We start from the raw sequence: 18,984 nt of genomic DNA on the forward strand, positions 1-18,984 counted from the left end.
GCACCGCGACCGGCATCAGATGCGGCGACGCTTCTGAGGGCGGCAGCCGTTGTGCGGCACGGGGGTCACATCCGAGATCGAGTTGATGCGGATGCCCAGCGAGGCCAGTGCACGAACCGACGACTCGCGGCCAGGACCGGGGCCCTTGATCTCGACGTCGAGGTTCTTGATGCCTTGCTCTTGAGCAGCGCGGCCGGCCACTTCAGCCGCCACCTGGGCTGCGAAGGGAGTCGACTTACGCGAGCCCTTGAAGCCCTGACCACCCGACGAAGCCCACGACAGGGCGTTGCCTTGACGGTCGGTGATGGTGATGATGGTGTTGTTGAACGATGCGTGCACGTGTGCAATGCCGTCCGCAATGTTCTTGCGGACCTTCTTGCTCACACGACGGGCAGCGCTGTTCGAAGGTGATTTAGCCATGGTACTTTCTCTCGAACTCGGTCAAAGAAGCGCGATCACTTCTTGCCAGCGATTGCCTTGCGCGGACCCTTGCGAGTACGGGCGTTGGTGCGGGTGCGCTGACCGCGGCAGGGCAGGCCGCGGCGATGACGGAAGCCGCGGTAGCAGCCCAGGTCCATCAGGCGCTTGATGTTCATCGTGAGCTCGCGGCGCAGGTCACCTTCAATGGTGAGCTTGCCCACTTCTTCACGAAGCTTCTCCAGGTCGCTGTCGGTCAGTTCCTTGATCTTCTTGTTGAAGGGAATGCCTGCAGCCGTGCAGATCTTCTGCGCGGTGGTGCGACCAATGCCATAGATCGACGTCAAGCCAATTTCGGTGTGCTTGTGCGGCGGAATGTTGATGCCAGCAATACGTGCCATAACGGTCCTCTGAACGCGTGTGTCGCCAGGTCAGGCGATCAGCCTTGACGCTGCTTGTGACGCGGGTCGGTGCAGATCACGCGAACCACGCCCTTGCGGCGGATGATTTTGCAATTACGGCACATCTTCTTGACGGATGCCGAGACTTTCATGGTCTTCTCCTGAACCGTTGATCGCTCAACGGAAATTCGCCCACGCTTCCGGGGTCACCAAACAACAGCTCACTTCGCCCGGAACACGATGCGAGCACGAGTCAAATCTTGCTCAGGTCGGGCCTCAGCCCGCCTTGAAATTCGCCTTCTTCAGCAGCGATTCATACTGCTGCGACATCACGTACGACTGCACCTGGGCCCAGAAGTCCATCGTGACGACCACGATGATCAGCAGGGAAGTCCCGCCGAAGTAGAACGGTACGTTGTACTTCAGCACCAGGAACTCAGGCAGCAGACAGACTGCCGTGATGTAGAGCGCACCAACCAGGGTCAGACGAGCGAGGATCTTGTCGATGTAACGCGCCGTCTGGTCTCCCGGACGGATGCCCGGAATGAATGCACCACTCTTCTTCAGGTTGTCCGCCGTCTCTTTGCTGTTGAACACCAGCGCGGTGTAGAAGAAGCAGAAGAAGATGATGGCAACCGCATACAGGATCACATAGATCGGCTGACCCGGCGACAGCACTGCTGCCACATCCTTGAGCCAGCGCATGCTGTCACCCGTCGCAAACCAACCCACCGCCGTCGCCGGCAACAGGATGATCGACGAAGCAAAGATCGGCGGGATCACACCGGCCATGTTGACCTTCAACGGCAGGTGCGACGACTGGCCACCATAGACCTTGTTGCCCACCTGACGCTTGGCGTAATTGACCAGGATCTTGCGTTGGCCCCGCTCGACGAACACCACGAAGTAGGTCACAGCGATCACCAGCGCCACGATGATCAACGCAGCGATGATGCTCATAGAACCCGTGCGGATCAGCTCGAACAAACCACCCAGCGCGCTCGGCAGACCTGCCACGATGCCTGCAAAGATCAGGATCGAGATGCCGTTGCCCAGACCCCGCTCGGTGATCTGCTCACCCAGCCACATCAGGAACATCGTGCCCGCCGTCAGACTGATCACAGCCGTCATGCGGAACCCGAAGCCCGGATCGATCACCAGACCCGGCGTGCCCTCCAGCGCCACGGCAATGCCGAAGGACTGAAACAGCGCCAGACCGAGCGTGGCGTAACGCGTGTACTGCGTGATCTTGCGACGGCCGGCTTCGCCTTCCTTCTTCAGCGCCTCAAGCGTCGGCACCACATAGCCCAGCATCTGCATGATGATGGACGCCGAGATGTACGGCATGATGCCGAGCGCGAAGACGGTGAAGCGCGACAGCGCCCCGCCCGAGAACATGTTGAACAGGTTCAGAATGCCGCCCGACTGGCCTTTGAACAGCTGCTGCAGCTGCGCCGGGTCGATACCGGGCACGGGGATATGCGCCCCGATACGGTAAACGACCAGCGCCAGCAGCAGGAACACCAGCCGGCGTTGCAGATCGCCGAACTTGCCGCTCTTGGCCAGTTGGGTGGGTGAGGTTGCCACGCTTCAGAATCCTGTTCGACAGACGTCCGGAATCACTCGGCCAGGGAACCGCCGGCGGCCTCGATGGCAGCCTTGGCACCCGCCGTTGCACCGATGCCCTTCAGAGACACCTTTGCACTCAGCTCGCCCGACTTGATGACCTTCACGTTCTTGGCGATCTGGGGCACCAGACCAGCCTGCTTCAGCACCAGGATGTCGACCTCAGCCGCGCCCAGCGCCTGCAGCTCACCCAGGGTGATCTCGGCATTGAACTTCAGCAGGTGCGACTTGAAGCCGCGCTTGGGCAGACGGCGCTGCAGCGGCATCTGGCCGCCTTCGAAACCGACCTTGTGGTAGCCGCCAGCGCGGGACTTCTGACCCTTGTGGCCGCGGCCGCAGGTCTTGCCCAGGCCGGAGCCGATGCCACGGCCGACACGGCGCTTGGCATGCTTGGCGCCCTCGGAGGGCTTGATGGTATTGAGTTCCATGGATTTCTCCAGCACGTGGCGCTTTACAGCACCACCACCATGTAGCGAACCTTGTTGATCATGCCGCGCACCGCCGGGGTGTCTTCCAGGACTGCGGTGCTGTTCAGGCGACGCAGACCCAGGCCCTTGACGGTGGCACGGTGATCGGCCTTGGTACCGATCACGCTGCGAACCAGCTTGACCGTGATGGTTTTCTTCTCGCTCATCTCAGCGCTCCGTTCAGTTGAACAGTTGTTCAACGGTCAGACCACGCTTGGCAGCCACTTCGGCAGGCGTCGAAGCCTTCTTCAGGGCGTCCAGGGTGGCGCGAACCATGTTGTAAGGGTTCGACGAGCCCAGGCTCTTGGCCACGACATCGGTGATGCCCATGACTTCGAAGACGGCGCGCATCGGGCCGCCAGCAATGATGCCGGTACCAGCCGGTGCACGAGCGATCAGCACCTTGGCAGCGCCGTGTTCGCCAGTCACGTTGTGGAACACGGAACCTTCCTTGAGCGGCACGCGCAGCATGTTGCGACGGGCTTGGTCCATGGCCTTTTGAACAGCCAGCGGCACTTCACGCGCCTTGCCCTTGCCCATGCCGATGCGGCCATCGCCGTCACCGACCACGGTGAGGGCAGCAAAACCCATGATCCGACCGCCCTTGACCACCTTGGTCACGCGGTTCACCTGGATCATCTTCTCGCGCAGACCGTCGTCACGACCTTCGTCCGCGACCTTCGGTTGAAACTTAGCCATTTGGTATTCCTTCCGGTAGCAGACGGCTTAGAACTGGAGACCCGCTTCGCGAGCGGCATCGGCCAGCGCCTTGATGCGGCCGTGATACTGGTAGCCGGCGCGGTCGAATGCGACCTTCTCGACGCCAGCAGCCTTCGCCTTCTCGGCAATGCGCTTGCCGATCAAGGCTGCAGCTTCGGCGTTGCCACCGTTCTTGACCTGGTCGCGCACTTCCTTCTCTGCGGTCGAAGCCGAGGCGATCACCTTGGTGCCGTCGCCAGAGATGACGTTGGCGTAGATGTGCAGGTTCGAACGGTAGACCGTCAGACGCACGGCGCCTTGCAGGGCGATGCGAGCACGGGTCTGGCGCGCACGACGCAGGCGCTGTTCCTTCTTGCTGGTTGCCATGATGAATCAGCTCCTTACTTCTTCTTGGTCTCTTTGAGGACCACGCGCTCGTCCGCATAGCGGATGCCCTTGCCCTTGTAAGGCTCGGGCGGACGGAACGCACGCACTTCGGCAGCGATCTGACCGACGACCTGGCGGTTCGTGCCCTTGATCAGGATCTCAGTCTGAGACGGCGTCTCGACCTTGATGCCTTCAGGCATGTCCTTCACCACAGGGTGAGAGAAACCAATCTGCAGGTTCAGCTTCTGACCTTGAGCCTGGGCGCGGAAGCCCACGCCGACCAGGGTCAGCTTCTTCTCGAAGCCCTTGCTGACGCCGTTGACGTTGTTGGCCAGCAGCGCGCGGAAGGTGCCCGACATGGCGTCGGCTTCTGCACTCTCGTTGGCCGGAGCAACCTTCAGCACAGCACCATCCTGGGTCACGGACACCAGGGGGTTCAGCGGCAGGTTCAGGGAACCGAGGCCGCCCTTGACGGTCACGGCTTCGGGGGTGATCTTCACGTCCACACCTTGAGGGACGGCGATCGGCATTTTTCCAACGCGGGACATTGCGATTGCTCCTCGATCAGGCGACGTAGCAGAGCACTTCGCCACCGATGCCGGCAGCGCGCGCCTTGCGGTCGGTCATGACACCCTTGGGGGTGGTCACGATGGCCACACCCAGGCCATTCATGACCTGAGGAATGTCGTGACGGCCCTTGTAGATGCGCAGACCGGGACGGGACACACGCTCGATGCGCTCGATGACCGGGCGACCTGCGTAGTACTTCAACGCGATTTCCAGCGTGGGCTTGGCAGCCTCGCCGGTGACGGCGAAACCGTCGATGTAGCCCTCGTCCTTCAGGACCTGGGCAATCGCGACCTTCAGCTTGGACGACGGCAGGGCAACGCTGGTCTTGTTGACCATTTGCGCGTTGCGAATGCGTGTCAGCATGTCGGCGATGGGATCACTCATGCTCATGGGAAAACTCCTGTTCGTGCCCGGCTGGGATTACCAGCTCGCCTTGGTGACACCAGGGATGTCGCCAGCGAAAGCCAATTCACGGATCTTGGTACGGCCCAGGCCAAACTGGCGGAACGTACCGCGGGGACGACCGGTCAGGTTGCAGCGGTTGCGCAGACGGGTCGGGTTGGCGTTACGGGGCAGCTTCTGCAGTTCAAGACGAGCGGCGTAGCGCTCTTCTTCCGACTTGGAGGCGTCGTCGATGATGGCCTTCAGTTCGGCGTACTTCTTGGCGTACTTGGCAACCAGCTTTTCGCGCTTTTCTTCGCGCTGCTTCAGAGAGACTTTTGCCACGATGTACCTCAGTTCTTGAACGGGAACTTGAAAGCCTGCAGCAGGGCCTTGGCTTCTTCGTCGGTCTTGGCCGTCGTCGTGATGCTGATGTTCAGACCACGGATGGCATCGATCTTGTCGTACTCGATTTCCGGGAAGATGATCTGCTCTTTGACGCCGACGTTGTAGTTGCCGCGACCGTCAAACGAACGACCCGAAATACCACGGAAGTCACGCACGCGGGGCAGCGAGATGGTGACGAAGCGGTCCAGGAATTCGTACATCGTCACGCCGCGCAGGGTGACCATGCAGCCGATGGGCACGTTTTCGCGGATTTTGAAACCGGCGATGGCCTTCTTGGACTTGGTGACCACGGGCTTCTGGCCGGCGATCTTGGTCAGGTCGCCCACGGCGTGGTCCATGACCTTCTTGTCCGAGACGGCTTCGGAGACACCCATGTTCAGGGTGATCTTCGTCAGGCGCGGCACTTCCATGATCGACTTGTAGCCGAACTGCTTCATCAGTTCGGGCACGATCTTTTCGCGGTAGATCTGCTGCAGGCGAGCTTGTTGTTGAGCCATGAGAAACCTCGTCAAGCCTTGATTTCTTCGCCGCTGGATTTGTAGACGCGCACTTTCTTGCCGTCTTCCAGGAGCTTGATGCCGACGCGGTCAGCCTTGCCAGAAGCAGGGTTGAAAATCGCCACGTTGGACTGGTGGATCGGCATGGTCTTGTCCACGATGCCGCCGGTGGTGCCCTTCAGGGGGTTGGGGCGCACGTGCTTCTTCACCACGTTCACACCATCGACCAGCACGTGGTCGACATCCACACGGGCAGCCACGGTGCCACGCTTGCCTTTGTCGCGACCGGTCAGAACGATGACCTGGTCGCCTTTGCGAATCTTGTTCATGAGAACGTCCTTTGCCTTACCTGACGGTGCACCGAGGGATCAGAGGACCTCGGGGGCCAGCGACACGATCTTCATGAAGCGCTCGGTACGCAGTTCACGCGTGACCGGGCCGAAGATGCGGGTGCCGATCGGCTCCAGCTTGGTGTTGAGCAGCACAGCGGCGTTGCCGTCGAACTTGATCAACGAGCCGTCCTGGCGACGCACGCCCTTGGCGGTGCGCACGACCACAGCGTTGTAGACCTCGCCCTTCTTGACGCGGCCACGCGGCGCAGCTTCCTTGATGCTGACCTTGATGATGTCGCCGATACCGGCGTAACGACGCTTAGAGCCACCGAGCACCTTGATGCACATGACGCTCTTGGCACCCGTGTTGTCTGCGACGTCCAGTCGCGATTGCATTTGGATCATGGTGTACCCCAACTTGACTATTCGGCTGCACAAACCACTGCGCAACAACGAACCATCAGTCTTGGGCCCGTAGAACGGGCGGATCTGATCAAACAACCGGCTCCGAGATTCCCCACCGCAGCCTCAACTGACTCCCGAAGGGGTCATCCAAGGTGGGCTTTGGGGCCAAAGCCATGCCGCTCAATCAGCGAAGCCTTGCATTATGCACGGCTTTGCGCAAGCCGGTCAAGGCCTGCGCGCAAAAAACATCAGGCAGTGCCGCCTACCGTGAGGCCGTCGATGCGCAGGGTGGGCTGCCCCACCCCCACGGGCACGCTCTGGCCTTCCTTGCCGCAGGTGCCTACCCCGCTGTCGAGCGCCAGATCGTTGCCAATCATGCTGACGCGGGTCATGGCGTCCGGACCGTTGCCAATCAGGGTGGCGCCCTTGACCGGGTACTGGATCTTGCCGTTTTCGACCCAATAGGCCTCGGAGGCGGAGAACACGAACTTGCCAGAGGTGATGTCGACCTGGCCACCCCCGAAGTTGACGGCGTACAGGCCGCGGTCGAGTGAGGCGATGATTTCCTGCGGATCCTTGTCCCCAGCCAGCATGTAAGTGTTGGTCATGCGGGGCATGGGCAGGTGGGCGTAGCTCTCGCGACGGCCGTTGCCCGTGCGGGCCACTTTCATCAGGCGAGCGTTGGTGGCGTCTTGGATGTAACCGCGCAGGATGCCGTCTTCGATGAGCACATTGCGCTGGCTGACATGGCCTTCGTCGTCGATGTTGAGCGAGCCACGGCGGTCGGGCAGCGTGCCGTCGTCCAGCACCGTGACGCCCTTGGCGGCCACGCGCTGACCAATGCGGCCGGCGTAAACGCTGGAGCCCTTGCGGTTGAAGTCGCCCTCCAGCCCGTGGCCGACGGCCTCGTGCAGCAGCACGCCGGGCCAGCCGTTGCCCAGCACCACGGTCATCTCTCCTGCGGGCGCGGGGCGCGACTCGAGGTTGACCAGCGCCGCGTGGACAGCCTGATCGACGTATTGCTGGGCGATGTCAGGCGTGAAGTACGACAGGTCGTGACGGCCGCCACCACCGGAGGAGCCCACCTCGCGGCGACCGTTTTGTTCGGCGATCACGGTCACGGACAGCCGGATCAGGGGGCGAACGTCGGCAGCCAGGGTGCCGTCGGCACGCGCGACGAGGACGACGTCGTACTCGCAGCCCAGGCCGGCCATGACCTGCACAACGCGCGGATCCTTGGCACGGGCGCGGCGCTCGACGTCTTCGAGCAGGGCCACCTTGGCTGCACTGTCCATGGAAGCGATGGGGTCGAAGCCGCCATACAGGCTGCGGCTGGCGGCCACCTCGTGCGCGCCGACCTTGACGCGACGGCTCTGGCCGGCCGCCGCGATGGTGCGCACCGTGCGCGCTGCGTCCAGCAGGGCGGCCTCGGAGATGTCGTCGGAGTAGGCAAACGCCGTCTTCTCGCCGGCGATGGCCCGCACGCCCACGCCCTGGTCAATGCCAAAGCTGCCGGACTTGACGATGCCTTCTTCCAGGCTCCAGCCTTCGCTGCGCGTGTACTGGAAGTACAGGTCCGCGTCGTCGATGCGGTGCTCGGTGATGAGGCGCAGCGCCTTGAGCAGGGTGGACTCGTCCAGACCGAAAGGATCCAGCAGGTACTGGCGGGCGGTCTGGAGACGGGCAAGGGTGGCGTCGACGGCGATCATGCGTAGATTGTAGGCACCGTCGCGCCAATGTGCTCACAACTTGAGCAAGGCCTGCACGCGCAGGTGCTCTTCATCCTTGAAGTGTTGCTCGACGTAGCCGGCCATCTGCTGGCGGCGCTGTACATCGGACAGGCCCGCGCTGGCCTGCAGACGGTCCCACTCCTTGCGGGCAGCCGACAGGCGGCGCTCCCAGTCAGCCCACTCTTCGTCAACCTTGGCCAGGCGCGCGGCGGCTTCGGGGCCGTAGCGGGCCACGCGCTCGGCGTGGACGGCGGCCGGATCCTTGCCGGGCGCCATCTGCGGGACGGGCTCGCCCGGATCGGGCGGCGGGGGCATGCCCGACTGGATCTGCGCGTACATGCGCTCGAAATTGGCTTCTTCGTCGGCGTAGAAGGCCTTCGCCCATTCGTCGCCCAGGACCTGGCGCCGCTGCGCACGCAGATCGGCCAGCACGGGCATCCAGGTGTGCAATTGCTCTTGCTGAAAGGCGGTGCGGGGCTTGTAGCTGCGCACCTGCAGGTAGCGGTCCCAGATGCCCATGACGTCGCCCGCCAGCTTGGCACCCACGTCGCGCTCTGCCTCATCGGCCACCAGCGTGCGGATCGCGCTCATGGGCACCTCACCGATCGCCAGCAGGTAGTACTCAAAACGGCCACGCAGGCCGGCACAAGGTTGGAGCGCCTCGCCACGCACACACCACTCGCCATGGGGTTCGGTGCCGGCAAACGAGCCTTCCTTGAACAGCTTGTGGCGCACCTGCGCGGCCGACATGGGCGCGCCCTGCGCATTGCCGTCTGCAGCGGCCTGCCCGTCCGTGCCAACGCCGGAGCGAATCATGCCCCAGCCGTCGCCCGCCTGGCCAGCGACAGACTCCTGCCCTGCCCGGTCCTGCAACCAAGCCCAACCGGCACCGGCTGTCAGCACCACGCCAACGGCCGCTGCCACCATCCATCCACGCTGCAGCATGGCTTGTCCTTTTCTCTCACAGGTTCGACATCGCGCCCGCTGACCAGGCGGGCGCACCGGGAGGTCAGCCTGCCAGGGACAGGCGACACCCCGGTGACATCATCACAGACCGGCGTTCTTCAGACGCGTGGCGTGCTGGATGTAGAAGGCCACGGGATCCGGTGCATCCTTGCCAATGGTGCCCAGTACGTGGTTGATCTGGTCCAGGTGGTTCCAGGGATAGTCGTCACGGATGACCCGGCCCCAGTGGCTGGAGCAGCGCGACACCAGACCGTCGTTGGGCTCGTCCTTGAAGTAGGTGGCCGTGCCGGCGAGGATGGCATCGGAGATGTCCCAGCCGTTGGTCTTCACGGCGGTGCCCGAGAACGAGTACCAGCGCATGGCGTTGCCACGGATGCTGGCTTGCTCGGGGCCCTGGCCGCAGGGGGTGGTGGGCGCGGCCGTGGGGAACTTGGCATTGAACTCCGCAGAGCCTTCGGTGCTCAGGGCCTTCAGCGCCGTCAGCAGGTCGGTGTCCGAGGTGGTCTTGTTGCCGGTGAGCCATGAGATCAGCTTCAGGCCGAAGGTGGCGGCCTGGTCGAAGCCACCGCCCGGGGTGGTGTTGGCGCCGATCTCGTCAGCGACCTTGCTGCCGAAGTGGGTGCCTGCCATGGTGCTGACGCTGGCAACCATGTGCGGCACGGTGCCGGCAGCGTAACGCACGGTCGGGCCGCCATGGCTGTGACCGAACAGGTTGAACTTGGTGACGCCGTCCGCGGCGGCCCACTGCTTCATTTGCTGGATCAGCTCTTCACCGCGGAACTCGGTGGTCTGCGAAGGGTTCACCGACGCGATGTACACGGTGGCGCCTTGCCTGCGCAGGTTGCCAGGGATGTCGTAGAAGTAATTGACAGCGCCCAGGATGTTGTCAAAGCCGATGAAGCCATGCACCAGCACGATGGGGTGCTTGGTCTTGGCCGGCTTGGTGAACAGGTTGAGCAACTGGGCTTGGGCTGGCACGGCGCAGGCCAGGGTGGCTGCGGCTGCCAGAGCGGAACACAAGGTACGGGTCTTCATGGTCTCTCTCCTCGATCAGTGAAGCGGGGTGTGCGGTGTGCACTGGCTCATTTATATGTGTCGCGTTAAATGCACAACTTAGCGTTCACCCTGATTTCCCGGGTCTGTCCCGCCCTGTGTTCAAGCGTCCCCAAACGGGTTAACCCACCTCTCCGGGCTAGCCCATACCGGCGGCGTGGCCCCAATGAAAAAGCGGTCTGCGCATGACACAGACCGCCTTTCCCGGGTAGGCAGCAGCCCACCCTCAGTGCATCACAGGCCAGCCCACTTCAGGCGGTTGGCATGCTGCACGTAGAACGCAACCGGATCCGGCGCATCCTTGCCGATGGCGCCGAGCACCTGGTTGATTTCGTCCAGGTGGTTCCAAGGGTAGTTGTCGCGGATGACCTTGCCCCAGCGGCTGGAACAGCGGCCGACCAGACCGTCGTTGGCCTCATCACCGAAGTAGGTGGCGGTGCCGGCGAGGATGGGATCCGACACGTCCCAGCCATTGGTCTTCACGGCAGTGCCCGAGAACGAGTACCAACGAATGGCATTGCCGCGGATGCTGGCCTGCTCGGGGCCCTGACCACAGGGGGTGGTCGGTGCGGCAGTCGGGAACTTCGCGTTGAAGGCGGCCGAGCCTTCGCTGCTCAGGGCCTTCAGCGCGGTCAGCAGGTCGGTGTCGGAAGTGGTCTTGTTGCCGGTCAGCCAGGAGATCAGCTTCAGGCCCGCCGTGGCGGTCTGGTCAAAGCCGCCGCCGGGGGTGGTGCCCGCCAGCACGACATCAGCGACCTTGCTGCCGAAATGGGTGCCGGCCATGGTGCTGACGCTGGCGACCATCTGCGGGACGGTGCCCGCGGCGTAGCGTACGGTCGGGCCACCGTGGCTGTGTCCGATCAGGTTGAACTTGGTGACGCCGTCGGCGGCGGCCCACTGCTTCATCTGCTGGATCAGCTCTTCGCCACGGAACTCCGTGGTCTGCGACGGGTTCACCGACGCGATGTAGACGGTCGCGCCTTCCTTGCGCAGGTTGCCCGGGATGTCATAGAAGTAATTGACGACGCCGGCGATGTTGTCAAAGCCAATGAAGCCGTGGACCAGCACGATCGGGTGCTTCGTCTTGGCGGGCTTGGTGAACAGGTTGAGCAGCTGCGCCTGGGCGGGGGCCGCGCACACGAGCGCGGCCGTGGCGGCCAAGGCCGAGCACGCCAGGCGTGCGGAACGGAAGGTCATGGGTCTCTCTCCTCAGAACGAAGGCAACATTCATCACGTGAAAATCACGTGATGACGTTATACGTACTTCGTTAATGCGATGAGCCCGTGTCAACCCTGGTTTTGGCGGACACTCGCCCCGCCTGCCAGCCACCTGTCGTCAAAGGGCGCGCCGCGTCGCGCGGGCGTCACGCTCCGGCGTCACGTGCCTGTTGCGCCAGCTCGTACAGCTGCTTGCGGGGCAGGCCGGTGAGATCGGCCATCAAACCCGCCGCCTGCTTGACGGGCAGGTGCGCAGCCAGCGCCTGCAGCACAGCCGCCTGGGCGGGGCTCAGCGTCGGTGCGTCAACCACGGCGGGCGCAAGGCGCGCGTGCGCCACGATCACGTACTCGCCCCGCTCGCGATGCGGGTCGGCCTGCAGCCATGCCGGCCAGTCCGCCGCCGTGAGCGTGACCACTTCCTCGAACTGTTTGGTGAGTTCGCGCGCCAGCGTCACCCGGCTGTCGGGCGCACGCCGGGCCCAGGCCTGCGCGAGTGCAGCGATGCGGTGCGGCGCCTCGAACAGCACGATGCTGTCGCCGCCGCGCGCCCCCGCCCCGACGGCGATGTCGAGCGCCGCATCACGGGCGCCCCCCTTGGCGGGCAGGAAACCGAGGAACCGGAAGCCCTGCGCCGTAACGTCGCCCGCCGCCGACAAGGCCGTGGTCACACTGGAGGGCCCGGGCAACGGTACGACGCGATACCCAGATTCGCGCACAGTCGCGACCAAGCGTGCGCCGGGATCGGACACCGCCGGGGTGCCCGCATCGCTGACATAGGCCACCCGGTGACCATCGGCGAGCGCCGCCACCACGCCAGCGGCAGCTTCGGCTTCGTTGTGCTCATGCAAGGCCATCAGGCGCTTGTCGAGCCCCAGCAGGCGCAGCAAGCCGCCGGTGACGCGGGTGTCCTCGCACGCCACCACGTCGGCCAGCGCCAGCACCTGCACGGCACGCAGGCTGACATCGGCCAGGTTGCCGATGGGCGTGGGCACGAGGTAAAGCGCACCTTTGGGATACTGTTGACCCCCGGCCACCTGTTGGGCCGCCTGGAGCAGCATCTTGGCATCAAAGGTCACGACGACATCCCTGGGAGAAAGAGGTGAGTCGCGGGCGCTGGCGTACCTGCAGTCCCGCGGCTGGACATTGCTGGCCCGCAATTATCGGGTGGCCCGCGGCCCGTCCAGACGCGGCGCAGAAATCGATCTCATCATGCAGGAACCCGACGGCACCGTGGTGTTCGTCGAGGTGCGGCAGCGGCATGGCCGCGCGCACGGGGGTGCCGCGGCATCGGTTTCGTACAGCAAGCAGCGCGCTTGCATCCTGGGCGCGCAGCATTACCTGCAGCGCTGGCCCACGGCGTGGCCGCCCTGTCGCTTCGATGTCGTGGCCATCGACGGCGACCACTTGCAGTGGATTCCGGCCGCCTTCGACGCCTCGGCGGCGGGCTGACTTATCATGCCGCCCATGTCGGAATCCCCGTTTCAACAGGCCTTCGTGCAGCAGCCCATGCTGGAAGCGGCGGACTGGCTGTATCAGTCCTCCGAGCGGCTGGCGCTGCAACTGAACTACGCGGCGCAGGCCATCATCCACTCCGTGACGGCCGGCGGCCGGGTGCTGTGCGCAGGCGAGGCCGAAGCGCAATGGCTGGCCAGCCAGGCGGCCCAGGGCCTGATGCGCGGTGTAGGCCGTGAACGCCCACCGCTGGCCGCCATGCACCTGCAGGCGCCGGCCCACCCGGATGCCCCCTCCCTGGATCAGCAAGTCCGGGCCTGGGGCCACCCGGGTGACATCTGGCTGGCGTTCTCATTGGAGCGCGACGAAGCCGACCTGCGCGCCGCCACCGCGTCGGCCAGGGAACTCGACATGACGCTGGTGGTCTTCACCGGAGAGTCGGCTCAGACGCTAGGCCCCCTGCTGCGCGACACCGACGTGTGGGTGCCACTGCCCTGCGCACACGCAGGCACCCTGTTTGCCGTGGCATGGCTGGCCCTCGATGGCCTGTGCCATGCCGTGGACACCTGTTTATTAGGAGATGCTGCCGGATGACCCGTTTGACGCCCCCTTGCCCCACCCGCCGCACGCTGACCGCCGGCATCACGCCACGCCTGGCCACCCGAGTGGCCATGGGCCTGACGGCCGCGACGCTGGCCGTCGCCAGCCTGACGGCCTGCGCACCGCTGGTGCTGGGCACCGCCGTGGGCGGCGCAATGATGGCCACCGACCGTCGGACGTCGGGCGCGCTGGTCGAGGACAAGGCCATCCAGCTCAAGGCCAGCAACCGCATCCGTGAAGTGCTCAGCGACCGCGGCCGCGTGAGCGTCAACGCCTACAACCGCCGCGTGCTGATCACCGGAGAGGTGCCCACCGAAGCCGATCGGGCCGCCGTGGCTTCGGCCGTGGCGGCCGTGGAAAACGTCAACGGCGTGGTCAACGAACTGGTGGTCGGGCCGGCGGCCACGCTCTCCACCCGCTCGTCGGACGCCGTGCTGGCGACCAAGGTGCGCGCCACCCTGGTCGATGCGCGTGACCTGATGTCCAACGCTTTCGATGTGGTGGTGGCCCGTGGCGAGGTCTACCTGATGGGCATCGTGACCGAACGCGAGGCACGCAGCGCCTCTGAACTGGTGTCGACCATCTCGGGCGTGCGCCGCGTGGTCAAGGTGTTCGAGTACATCAGCGAGGACGAATTGGCCGGACGTCTGCCACGCCCGGCGCCGGGCAGCTCGCTGCCGGCGCCTTCGGGTTCATCGGCGCCCTGACGGAAGGCCCGGACGGGCTCAGCGCAGACGCTTGATCAGGCTGGAGGTGTCCAGCCGGCCCGCCCCCTGGGCCTGCAGATCGCCATAAAACTGGTCGACCAGGGCCGTGACCGGCAGGCGCGCTCCCTGGCGGCGTGCTTCATCGAGCACCAGCCCGAGGTCCTTGCGCATCCAGTCGACGGCAAAGCCGAAATCGAACCGGTCCTCGAGCATCGTGGGACCGCGGTTGAGCATCTGCCAGCTGCTGGCCGCGCCCTGGCCGATGACGTGCAACACGGCCGCCATGTCCAGGCCGGCTCGTTCGCCAAAGGCCAAGCCCTCGGCCAGGCCTTGCAGCAAGCCGGCCACGCAAATCTGATTGACCATCTTGGCCAGTTGGCCCGCGCCCGCGCCGCCCAGCAGTGTGACGGCACGCGCGTACGCGCCCACGATGGGCTCGATTCGCGCAAAGGCATCGGCCTGACCGCCGCACATCACCGTCAGTGTGCCCTGCTCGGCGCCGACATTGCCGCCTGAGACGGGCGCATCGACCCAATGCACGCCACGCTCGTCGCACGCTGCATGCATTTGCCGCGCCAGGTTGGCCGACGTGGTGGTGTGGTCAACCACGATGGCGCCGGGCGCCAGGGTCGCCAGCGCGCCATCGGCCGGGCCACCCGGCAGCCCCTCACCGAGCAGCACCTGCCGAACGTCGTCGTCACGGCCCACACACAGCAGCACGATCTGCGCGCCACAGGCGGCATCCGCCGGGCTCAGCGCCACCCGCCCGCCATGCGCCTGATGCCAGGCCTCAGCCTTGGCCGCCGTGCGGTTGAACACGGCCATGGTGTGGCCGGCTCGCGCGAGATGGGCAGCCATCGCCGCCCCCATCGTGCCCAGACCGATGAAGGCCAGAGGCTGCGGCGCGACCGCCGCGTAGGGCTTGTCGGCAATCCGCATCGCGCTCACATCACCTTGAGATGCTCGGTGCCTTCGGACAGGTCACGGTTGCGCGCGCGCTCGCTTTGCAGCTTGATCTGCAAACGCAGGTCATTGACGGAGTCGGCGTTGCGCAGTGCGTCTTCGTAGGTCACGTCGTTGCCCTCGTACAAGTCGAACAGCGCCTGGTCGAAGGTCTGCATGCCCAACTCGCGGGACTTCTTCATGATCTCCTTGATCTCGCCGACCTGCCCCTGGAAGATCATGTCCGAGATCAGGGGCGAGTTCAGCATGATCTCGACAGCAGCCACCCGACCCTTGCCCTCCTGGCGAGGCAACAGGCGCTGCGACACCATGGACTTGAGGTTGAGCGACAGGTCCATCAGCAGCTGGGTACGGCGCTCTTCGGGGAAGAAGTTGATGATGCGGTCCAGCGCCTGGTTGGCGCTGTTGGCGTGCAAGGTGGCCATGCACAGGTGGCCGGTCTCGGCAAACTGCACGGCGTGCTCCATGGTCTCGCGGTCACGGATCTCACCCATCAGAATGACGTCGGGCGCCTGACGCAGCGTGTTCTTGAGCGCCATCTCCCACCCGTCGGTGTCGATGCCGATCTCGCGCTGGGTGACGATGCTGTTCTTGTGAGGGTGCACGAACTCGACCGGGTCTTCCAGCGTGATGATGTGGCCGTAGGAGTTCTCGTTGCGGTAGTCGACCATGGCCGCCAGCGTGGTCGACTTGCCCGAGCCGGTGGCACCGACCATGATGACCAGTCCGCGCTTGGTCATGGCGACTTCCTTCAGGATCTGCGGCAAACCCAGACCGTCAATGGTGGGCAGTTGTTGCGGGATCACCCGAAGCACCAGCCCGACGTGGCCCTGCTGGATGAACGCATTGACCCGGAAACGGCCAATCCCGGACGGGCTGATGGCAAAGTTGCACTCCTTGGTGCGCTCAAATTCAGCGGCCTGCTTGTCGTTCATGATGACGCGGGCCAGCGCCATCGTGTGCTGCGAGCTCAGGGGCTGGGGCGAGACCTTGGTGACCTTGCCGTCAACCTTGATGGCCGGTGGAAAGTCGGCCGTGAGGAACAGGTCGGAGCCGCCGCGCGCCACCATCAGGCGCAGGAGGTCGTTGATGAACTTGGATGCCTGATCGCGTTCCATGGTGGTGATGCCCTGAAGTCAGAAAACGACGCCCGCTGCGTCAGCCCGGGAAGTTCTCGGGGATCTTGGCGCGCGAGCGGGCCTCGGACGCCGAAATGATGTTGCGGCGGACGAGATCGGCCAGGTTCTGGTCGAGCGTCTGCATGCCCACGCTGTTGCCGGTCTGGATGGACGAATACATCTGCGCCACCTTGTTCTCACGGATCAGGTTGCGGATGGCGGGGGTGCCGATCATGATTTCGTGGGCAGCCACCCGGCCGTTGCCGTCCTTGGTCTTGCACAGCGTCTGAGAAATGACGGCCTGCAGCGACTCGGACAGCATGGCGCGCACCATGTCCTTCTCGGCCGCGGGGAAGACGTCGACGATCCGGTCGATGGTCTTAGCCGCGCTGGAGGTGTGCAGGGTGCCGAAGACGAGGTGACCAGTTTCCGCCGCCGTCAGCGCCAGGCGGATGGTTTCCAGATCGCGCATTTCGCCCACGAGGATAGCGTCCGGGTCTTCACGCAGCGCCGAGCGCAGCGCGTTGGAGAAGCTCAGCGTGTGCGGGCCAACCTCGCGTTGGTTGATCAGACACTTCTTGGATTCGTGCACGAACTCGATCGGGTCTTCGACGGTCAGGATGTGGCCGTACTCGTGTTCATTGAGGTGGTTGACCATGGCCGCCAGCGTGGTCGACTTGCCCGAGCCGGTGGGGCCGGTGACCAGCACCAGACCGCGGGGCTTGAGCGCCAGCTCCTGGAACACCTTGGGCGCGTTGAGCTGCTCCAGCGTGAGGATCTTCGATGGAATGGTGCGGAACACCGCGCCGGAGCCCCGGCTCTGGTTGAAGGCGTTGACCCGAAAGCGCGCCAGCCCCTGGATCTCGAACGAGAAGTCGCACTCGAGCGTCTCTTCGTAGTGCTTGCGCTGCGAGTCGTTCATGATGTCGTACACCATGTCGTGGACCTGCTTGTGGTCCAGCGGGTCGACGTTGATGCGCCGCACGTCGCCATGCACCCGGATCATCGGGGGCAGGCCCGCGGACAGATGGAGGTCGGATGCCTTGTTCTTGACCGCGAAGGCCAGCAGCTGGGTGATATCCATGGATGATGTGAGGGTGTACGACAGAGCGACCCCATTATGGCGACGATCCCTGACCGCCTACAACGAGTGAGAGACAGGATAAGCCAGGCTTGTTCACGATTTGGGCGACCAGACGACAGCGTGACGCTGCTGGCGGTGAGCAAGACGTTTCCAGGCGTAACCGTGCGCGAAGCTTTTGCCGCCGGCCAACGCCGGTTCGGCGAGAACTACGTGCAGGAGGGCGTGACCAAGATCGCCGAACTGGCCGACCTGCGGGCCGAGATCGAATGGCACATGATCGGCCCGGTGCAGAGCAACAAGACCCGGGTGGTCGCCGAACACTTCGACTGGGTGCACACGGTTGACCGGTTGAAGGTGGCCGAGCGGCTCAGCGCCCAGCGCCCTGCCGACTTGCGGCCGCTGCAGGTGTGCGTGCAGGTCAACACCAGCGGCGAGGCCAGCAAGAGTGGCGTGGCGCCAGCCGAGGCCCTGGCACTGGCCCGGACGGTGGCGGCACTGCCTCGACTGCAGTTGCGCGGCGTCATGGCCCTACCCGCGCCCAGCGTCGATCCAGCCGTGCAACGGGCGGAACTGGCTGCTGTGCGGGCCGTCTATGACGACCTGCGGGCCGCAGGCTTGCCGCTGGACACACTGTCCATGGGCATGAGCCAGGATCTGGAAACCGCCATCGAACTGGGGTCTACCCTGGTCAGGGTGGGTACGGCCCTATTTGGACAGCGCTGAGGAGGCACTACCATCTCGGTCGAAAGAGACACGGTATGGAAGTCACCCGAGCGCCCCACTATCTGCTGGTCGATGACCACAGCCTGATCCGGGAAGGCATGATGCAGGCCATCCGCAGCCTGGATCCGCATGCCCGTTTTTCGCAGGCCAACAGCCTGCAGTCGGCGCTTGCGCTGCTGGAGGCGCCTTCGGACGAACCCATCGACGTGGTGCTGCTCGACCTGGGTCTGCCCGACAGCCGGGGCATCGCCACGTTGCAGGCCGTCCGCCAGGCTGCGCCCATGCAGCGCATCGGCATCATCACCGGTCACAGCGACGTACAGATCGCGCTGGAGTGCATCCACCACGGCGCGTCGTGTTTCATTCCCAAACTCGCCGAGATCGATGGGTTCATGAACGCGCTGAAGGCGCTGGTCGAAGGCCGGCTGCACTTCCCTTCCGAACTGCTGTCCACCAGCGAGGTCAACTGGCCGACGCCCGAAGAAGAATCCCAGCCACGGGTCATCCGCCTGACGCCGCGTCAGAAAGACGTACTGCAGTGGATCCTCAAGGGCTGCACCAACCAGGCCATTGCCTCGGCCCTGGGCATCAGCGCCGAGACGGTCAAGCTGCATGTGAGCGCCATCTTCCGCGCCTACGGCGTGCACAGTCGCACGCAGCTGGTGCTGCTGTGCTCGCACAGCCCCGGCGTGCTGGCCCGCACCGAGGGCGACGGCAGCAGCCAGCCCATGCCCCTCGATGGCCCGGATGACCCGCTGAGAGAAAGCGTGGCGTGAGCCT

27 protein-coding genes are annotated in these 18,984 nt (G+C 64.6%); 5 read left to right on the forward strand and 22 right to left on the reverse strand.

From position 1 onward, the window contains the following. Positions 1 to 15 precede the first annotated feature (15 nt). The 19 genes from rpsK to rsmI form a co-directional block, all read right to left on the reverse strand. Entirely contained in the window at positions 16 to 420 is a 405-nt protein-coding gene (rpsK, locus tag GTZ97_RS08795; RefSeq protein WP_161650211.1) for a 30S ribosomal protein S11, read from the reverse strand. A 35-nt stretch (positions 421 to 455) separates the two neighbouring features. Beyond that, on the reverse strand, positions 456 to 818 hold the full coding sequence (gene rpsM, locus GTZ97_RS08800) for a 30S ribosomal protein S13 (protein WP_161650212.1): 363 nt from the start codon (positions 816 to 818) through the stop codon (positions 456 to 458). Between the two features lie 38 nt (positions 819 to 856). Continuing rightward, the gene (rpmJ, locus tag GTZ97_RS08805; protein ID WP_035036301.1) at positions 857 to 970 is read right to left on the reverse strand and encodes a 50S ribosomal protein L36; all 114 of its coding nucleotides are present in this window, start codon (positions 968 to 970) and stop codon (positions 857 to 859) included. A 124-nt stretch (positions 971 to 1,094) separates the two neighbouring features. Beyond that, a complete protein-coding gene (secY, locus tag GTZ97_RS08810) occupies positions 1,095 to 2,405 on the reverse strand; it encodes a preprotein translocase subunit SecY (RefSeq protein WP_161650213.1) in 1,311 nt (436 codons plus the stop codon). A gap of 32 nt (positions 2,406 to 2,437) precedes the next feature. Next, the gene (rplO, locus tag GTZ97_RS08815; RefSeq protein ID WP_161650214.1) at positions 2,438 to 2,872 is read right to left on the reverse strand and encodes a 50S ribosomal protein L15; all 435 of its coding nucleotides are present in this window, start codon (positions 2,870 to 2,872) and stop codon (positions 2,438 to 2,440) included. A 23-nt stretch (positions 2,873 to 2,895) separates the two neighbouring features. Continuing rightward, the gene (rpmD, locus tag GTZ97_RS08820) at positions 2,896 to 3,078 is read right to left on the reverse strand and encodes a 50S ribosomal protein L30 (RefSeq protein WP_161650215.1); all 183 of its coding nucleotides are present in this window, start codon (positions 3,076 to 3,078) and stop codon (positions 2,896 to 2,898) included. A 13-nt stretch (positions 3,079 to 3,091) separates the two neighbouring features. After that, positions 3,092 to 3,610, reverse strand: a complete 519-nt coding sequence (gene rpsE / locus GTZ97_RS08825) for a 30S ribosomal protein S5 (protein WP_161650216.1) — start codon at positions 3,608 to 3,610, stop codon at positions 3,092 to 3,094. 27 nt (positions 3,611 to 3,637) lie between these two features. Continuing rightward, positions 3,638 to 3,997 carry a 50S ribosomal protein L18 gene (rplR, locus tag GTZ97_RS08830; RefSeq protein WP_161650217.1) on the reverse strand — a complete coding sequence of 120 codons (360 nt, stop codon included), beginning with the start codon at positions 3,995 to 3,997 and terminating at the stop codon, positions 3,638 to 3,640. A gap of 14 nt (positions 3,998 to 4,011) precedes the next feature. Next, positions 4,012 to 4,545 carry a 50S ribosomal protein L6 gene (gene rplF / locus GTZ97_RS08835; protein WP_161650218.1) on the reverse strand — a complete coding sequence of 178 codons (534 nt, stop codon included), beginning with the start codon at positions 4,543 to 4,545 and terminating at the stop codon, positions 4,012 to 4,014. A gap of 16 nt (positions 4,546 to 4,561) precedes the next feature. Continuing rightward, positions 4,562 to 4,957 (reverse strand): 30S ribosomal protein S8, encoded by a 396-nt coding sequence (rpsH, locus tag GTZ97_RS08840; RefSeq protein WP_161650219.1) that lies wholly within the window; start codon positions 4,955 to 4,957, stop codon positions 4,562 to 4,564. Positions 4,958 to 4,987: 30 nt separating this feature from the next. Further along, positions 4,988 to 5,293 (reverse strand): 30S ribosomal protein S14, encoded by a 306-nt coding sequence (gene rpsN, locus GTZ97_RS08845; RefSeq protein WP_161650220.1) that lies wholly within the window; start codon positions 5,291 to 5,293, stop codon positions 4,988 to 4,990. Between the two features lie 8 nt (positions 5,294 to 5,301). Beyond that, positions 5,302 to 5,853: a 50S ribosomal protein L5 gene (rplE, locus tag GTZ97_RS08850; protein ID WP_161650221.1), complete on the reverse strand. Its 552-nt coding sequence runs from the start codon at positions 5,851 to 5,853 to the stop codon at positions 5,302 to 5,304. A gap of 11 nt (positions 5,854 to 5,864) precedes the next feature. Next, positions 5,865 to 6,182, reverse strand: a complete 318-nt coding sequence (gene rplX / locus GTZ97_RS08855) for a 50S ribosomal protein L24 (RefSeq protein ID WP_161650222.1) — start codon at positions 6,180 to 6,182, stop codon at positions 5,865 to 5,867. 39 nt (positions 6,183 to 6,221) lie between these two features. Further along, positions 6,222 to 6,590: a 50S ribosomal protein L14 gene (gene rplN, locus GTZ97_RS08860; RefSeq protein ID WP_161650223.1), complete on the reverse strand. Its 369-nt coding sequence runs from the start codon at positions 6,588 to 6,590 to the stop codon at positions 6,222 to 6,224. Positions 6,591 to 6,838: 248 nt separating this feature from the next. Further along, positions 6,839 to 8,299, reverse strand: a complete 1,461-nt coding sequence (gene tldD / locus GTZ97_RS08865) for a metalloprotease TldD (RefSeq protein ID WP_161650224.1) — start codon at positions 8,297 to 8,299, stop codon at positions 6,839 to 6,841. A 33-nt stretch (positions 8,300 to 8,332) separates the two neighbouring features. Further along, on the reverse strand, positions 8,333 to 9,265 hold the full coding sequence (locus tag GTZ97_RS08870; protein ID WP_161650225.1) for a lipase secretion chaperone: 933 nt from the start codon (positions 9,263 to 9,265) through the stop codon (positions 8,333 to 8,335). Positions 9,266 to 9,367: 102 nt separating this feature from the next. Beyond that, positions 9,368 to 10,321, reverse strand: coding sequence for an esterase/lipase family protein (locus tag GTZ97_RS08875; RefSeq protein ID WP_161650226.1), 954 nt, complete (start codon positions 10,319 to 10,321; stop codon positions 9,368 to 9,370). Between the two features lie 252 nt (positions 10,322 to 10,573). Then, complete coding sequence (locus GTZ97_RS08880) at positions 10,574 to 11,536, reverse strand: esterase/lipase family protein (RefSeq protein ID WP_161650227.1); 963 nt, start codon at positions 11,534 to 11,536, stop codon at positions 10,574 to 10,576. Between the two features lie 167 nt (positions 11,537 to 11,703). Continuing rightward, positions 11,704 to 12,615 (reverse strand): 16S rRNA (cytidine(1402)-2'-O)-methyltransferase, encoded by a 912-nt coding sequence (rsmI, locus tag GTZ97_RS08885; protein ID WP_161650327.1) that lies wholly within the window; start codon positions 12,613 to 12,615, stop codon positions 11,704 to 11,706. On the opposite strand from rsmI, the gene GTZ97_RS08890 reads away from it, so the two are divergent. The 3 genes from GTZ97_RS08890 to GTZ97_RS08900 are packed head-to-tail and all read left to right on the forward strand — an operon-like array spanning position 12,614 to position 14,316. After that, the gene (locus GTZ97_RS08890) at positions 12,614 to 13,006 is read left to right on the forward strand and encodes a YraN family protein (RefSeq protein WP_161650326.1); all 393 of its coding nucleotides are present in this window, start codon (positions 12,614 to 12,616) and stop codon (positions 13,004 to 13,006) included. The two genes, rsmI and GTZ97_RS08890, sit on opposite strands and share 2 nt — an antisense overlap. A 15-nt stretch (positions 13,007 to 13,021) precedes the next feature. Further along, the gene (locus GTZ97_RS08895) at positions 13,022 to 13,603 is read left to right on the forward strand and encodes an SIS domain-containing protein (RefSeq protein ID WP_161650228.1); all 582 of its coding nucleotides are present in this window, start codon (positions 13,022 to 13,024) and stop codon (positions 13,601 to 13,603) included. Continuing rightward, positions 13,600 to 14,316, forward strand: coding sequence for a BON domain-containing protein (locus GTZ97_RS08900; protein WP_161650229.1), 717 nt, complete (start codon positions 13,600 to 13,602; stop codon positions 14,314 to 14,316). The genes GTZ97_RS08895 and GTZ97_RS08900 overlap by 4 nt, the downstream gene beginning before the upstream one ends. An 18-nt stretch (positions 14,317 to 14,334) precedes the next feature. On the opposite strand, the gene GTZ97_RS08905 is transcribed toward GTZ97_RS08900, so the two are convergent. Genes GTZ97_RS08905 through GTZ97_RS08915 form a run of 3 tightly spaced genes read right to left on the reverse strand, consistent with a single transcriptional unit; the run spans position 14,335 to position 17,481 of the window. Further along, the gene (locus GTZ97_RS08905) at positions 14,335 to 15,255 is read right to left on the reverse strand and encodes an NAD(P)-dependent oxidoreductase (protein ID WP_161650230.1); all 921 of its coding nucleotides are present in this window, start codon (positions 15,253 to 15,255) and stop codon (positions 14,335 to 14,337) included. 5 nt (positions 15,256 to 15,260) lie between these two features. Continuing rightward, a complete protein-coding gene (locus GTZ97_RS08910; protein WP_161650231.1) occupies positions 15,261 to 16,397 on the reverse strand; it encodes a PilT/PilU family type 4a pilus ATPase in 1,137 nt (378 codons plus the stop codon). A 40-nt stretch (positions 16,398 to 16,437) separates the two neighbouring features. Then, complete coding sequence (locus GTZ97_RS08915; protein ID WP_161650232.1) at positions 16,438 to 17,481, reverse strand: type IV pilus twitching motility protein PilT; 1,044 nt, start codon at positions 17,479 to 17,481, stop codon at positions 16,438 to 16,440. A gap of 36 nt (positions 17,482 to 17,517) precedes the next feature. Here GTZ97_RS08915 and GTZ97_RS08920 point away from each other — a divergent pair, with 36 nt between their 5' ends. Together GTZ97_RS08920 and GTZ97_RS08925 are read left to right on the forward strand one after the other, a co-directional pair. Next, positions 17,518 to 18,204, forward strand: coding sequence for a YggS family pyridoxal phosphate-dependent enzyme (locus GTZ97_RS08920; RefSeq protein WP_161650233.1), 687 nt, complete (start codon positions 17,518 to 17,520; stop codon positions 18,202 to 18,204). Between the two features lie 35 nt (positions 18,205 to 18,239). After that, complete coding sequence (locus GTZ97_RS08925; RefSeq protein WP_161650234.1) at positions 18,240 to 18,980, forward strand: response regulator transcription factor; 741 nt, start codon at positions 18,240 to 18,242, stop codon at positions 18,978 to 18,980. The last annotated feature ends 4 nt before the right edge of the window (positions 18,981 to 18,984 follow it).

This window comes from Aquabacterium fontiphilum, from assembly GCF_009909205.1.
GTDB classification, from domain to species: Bacteria; Pseudomonadota; Gammaproteobacteria; order Burkholderiales; family Burkholderiaceae_C; genus Aquabacterium; species Aquabacterium fontiphilum.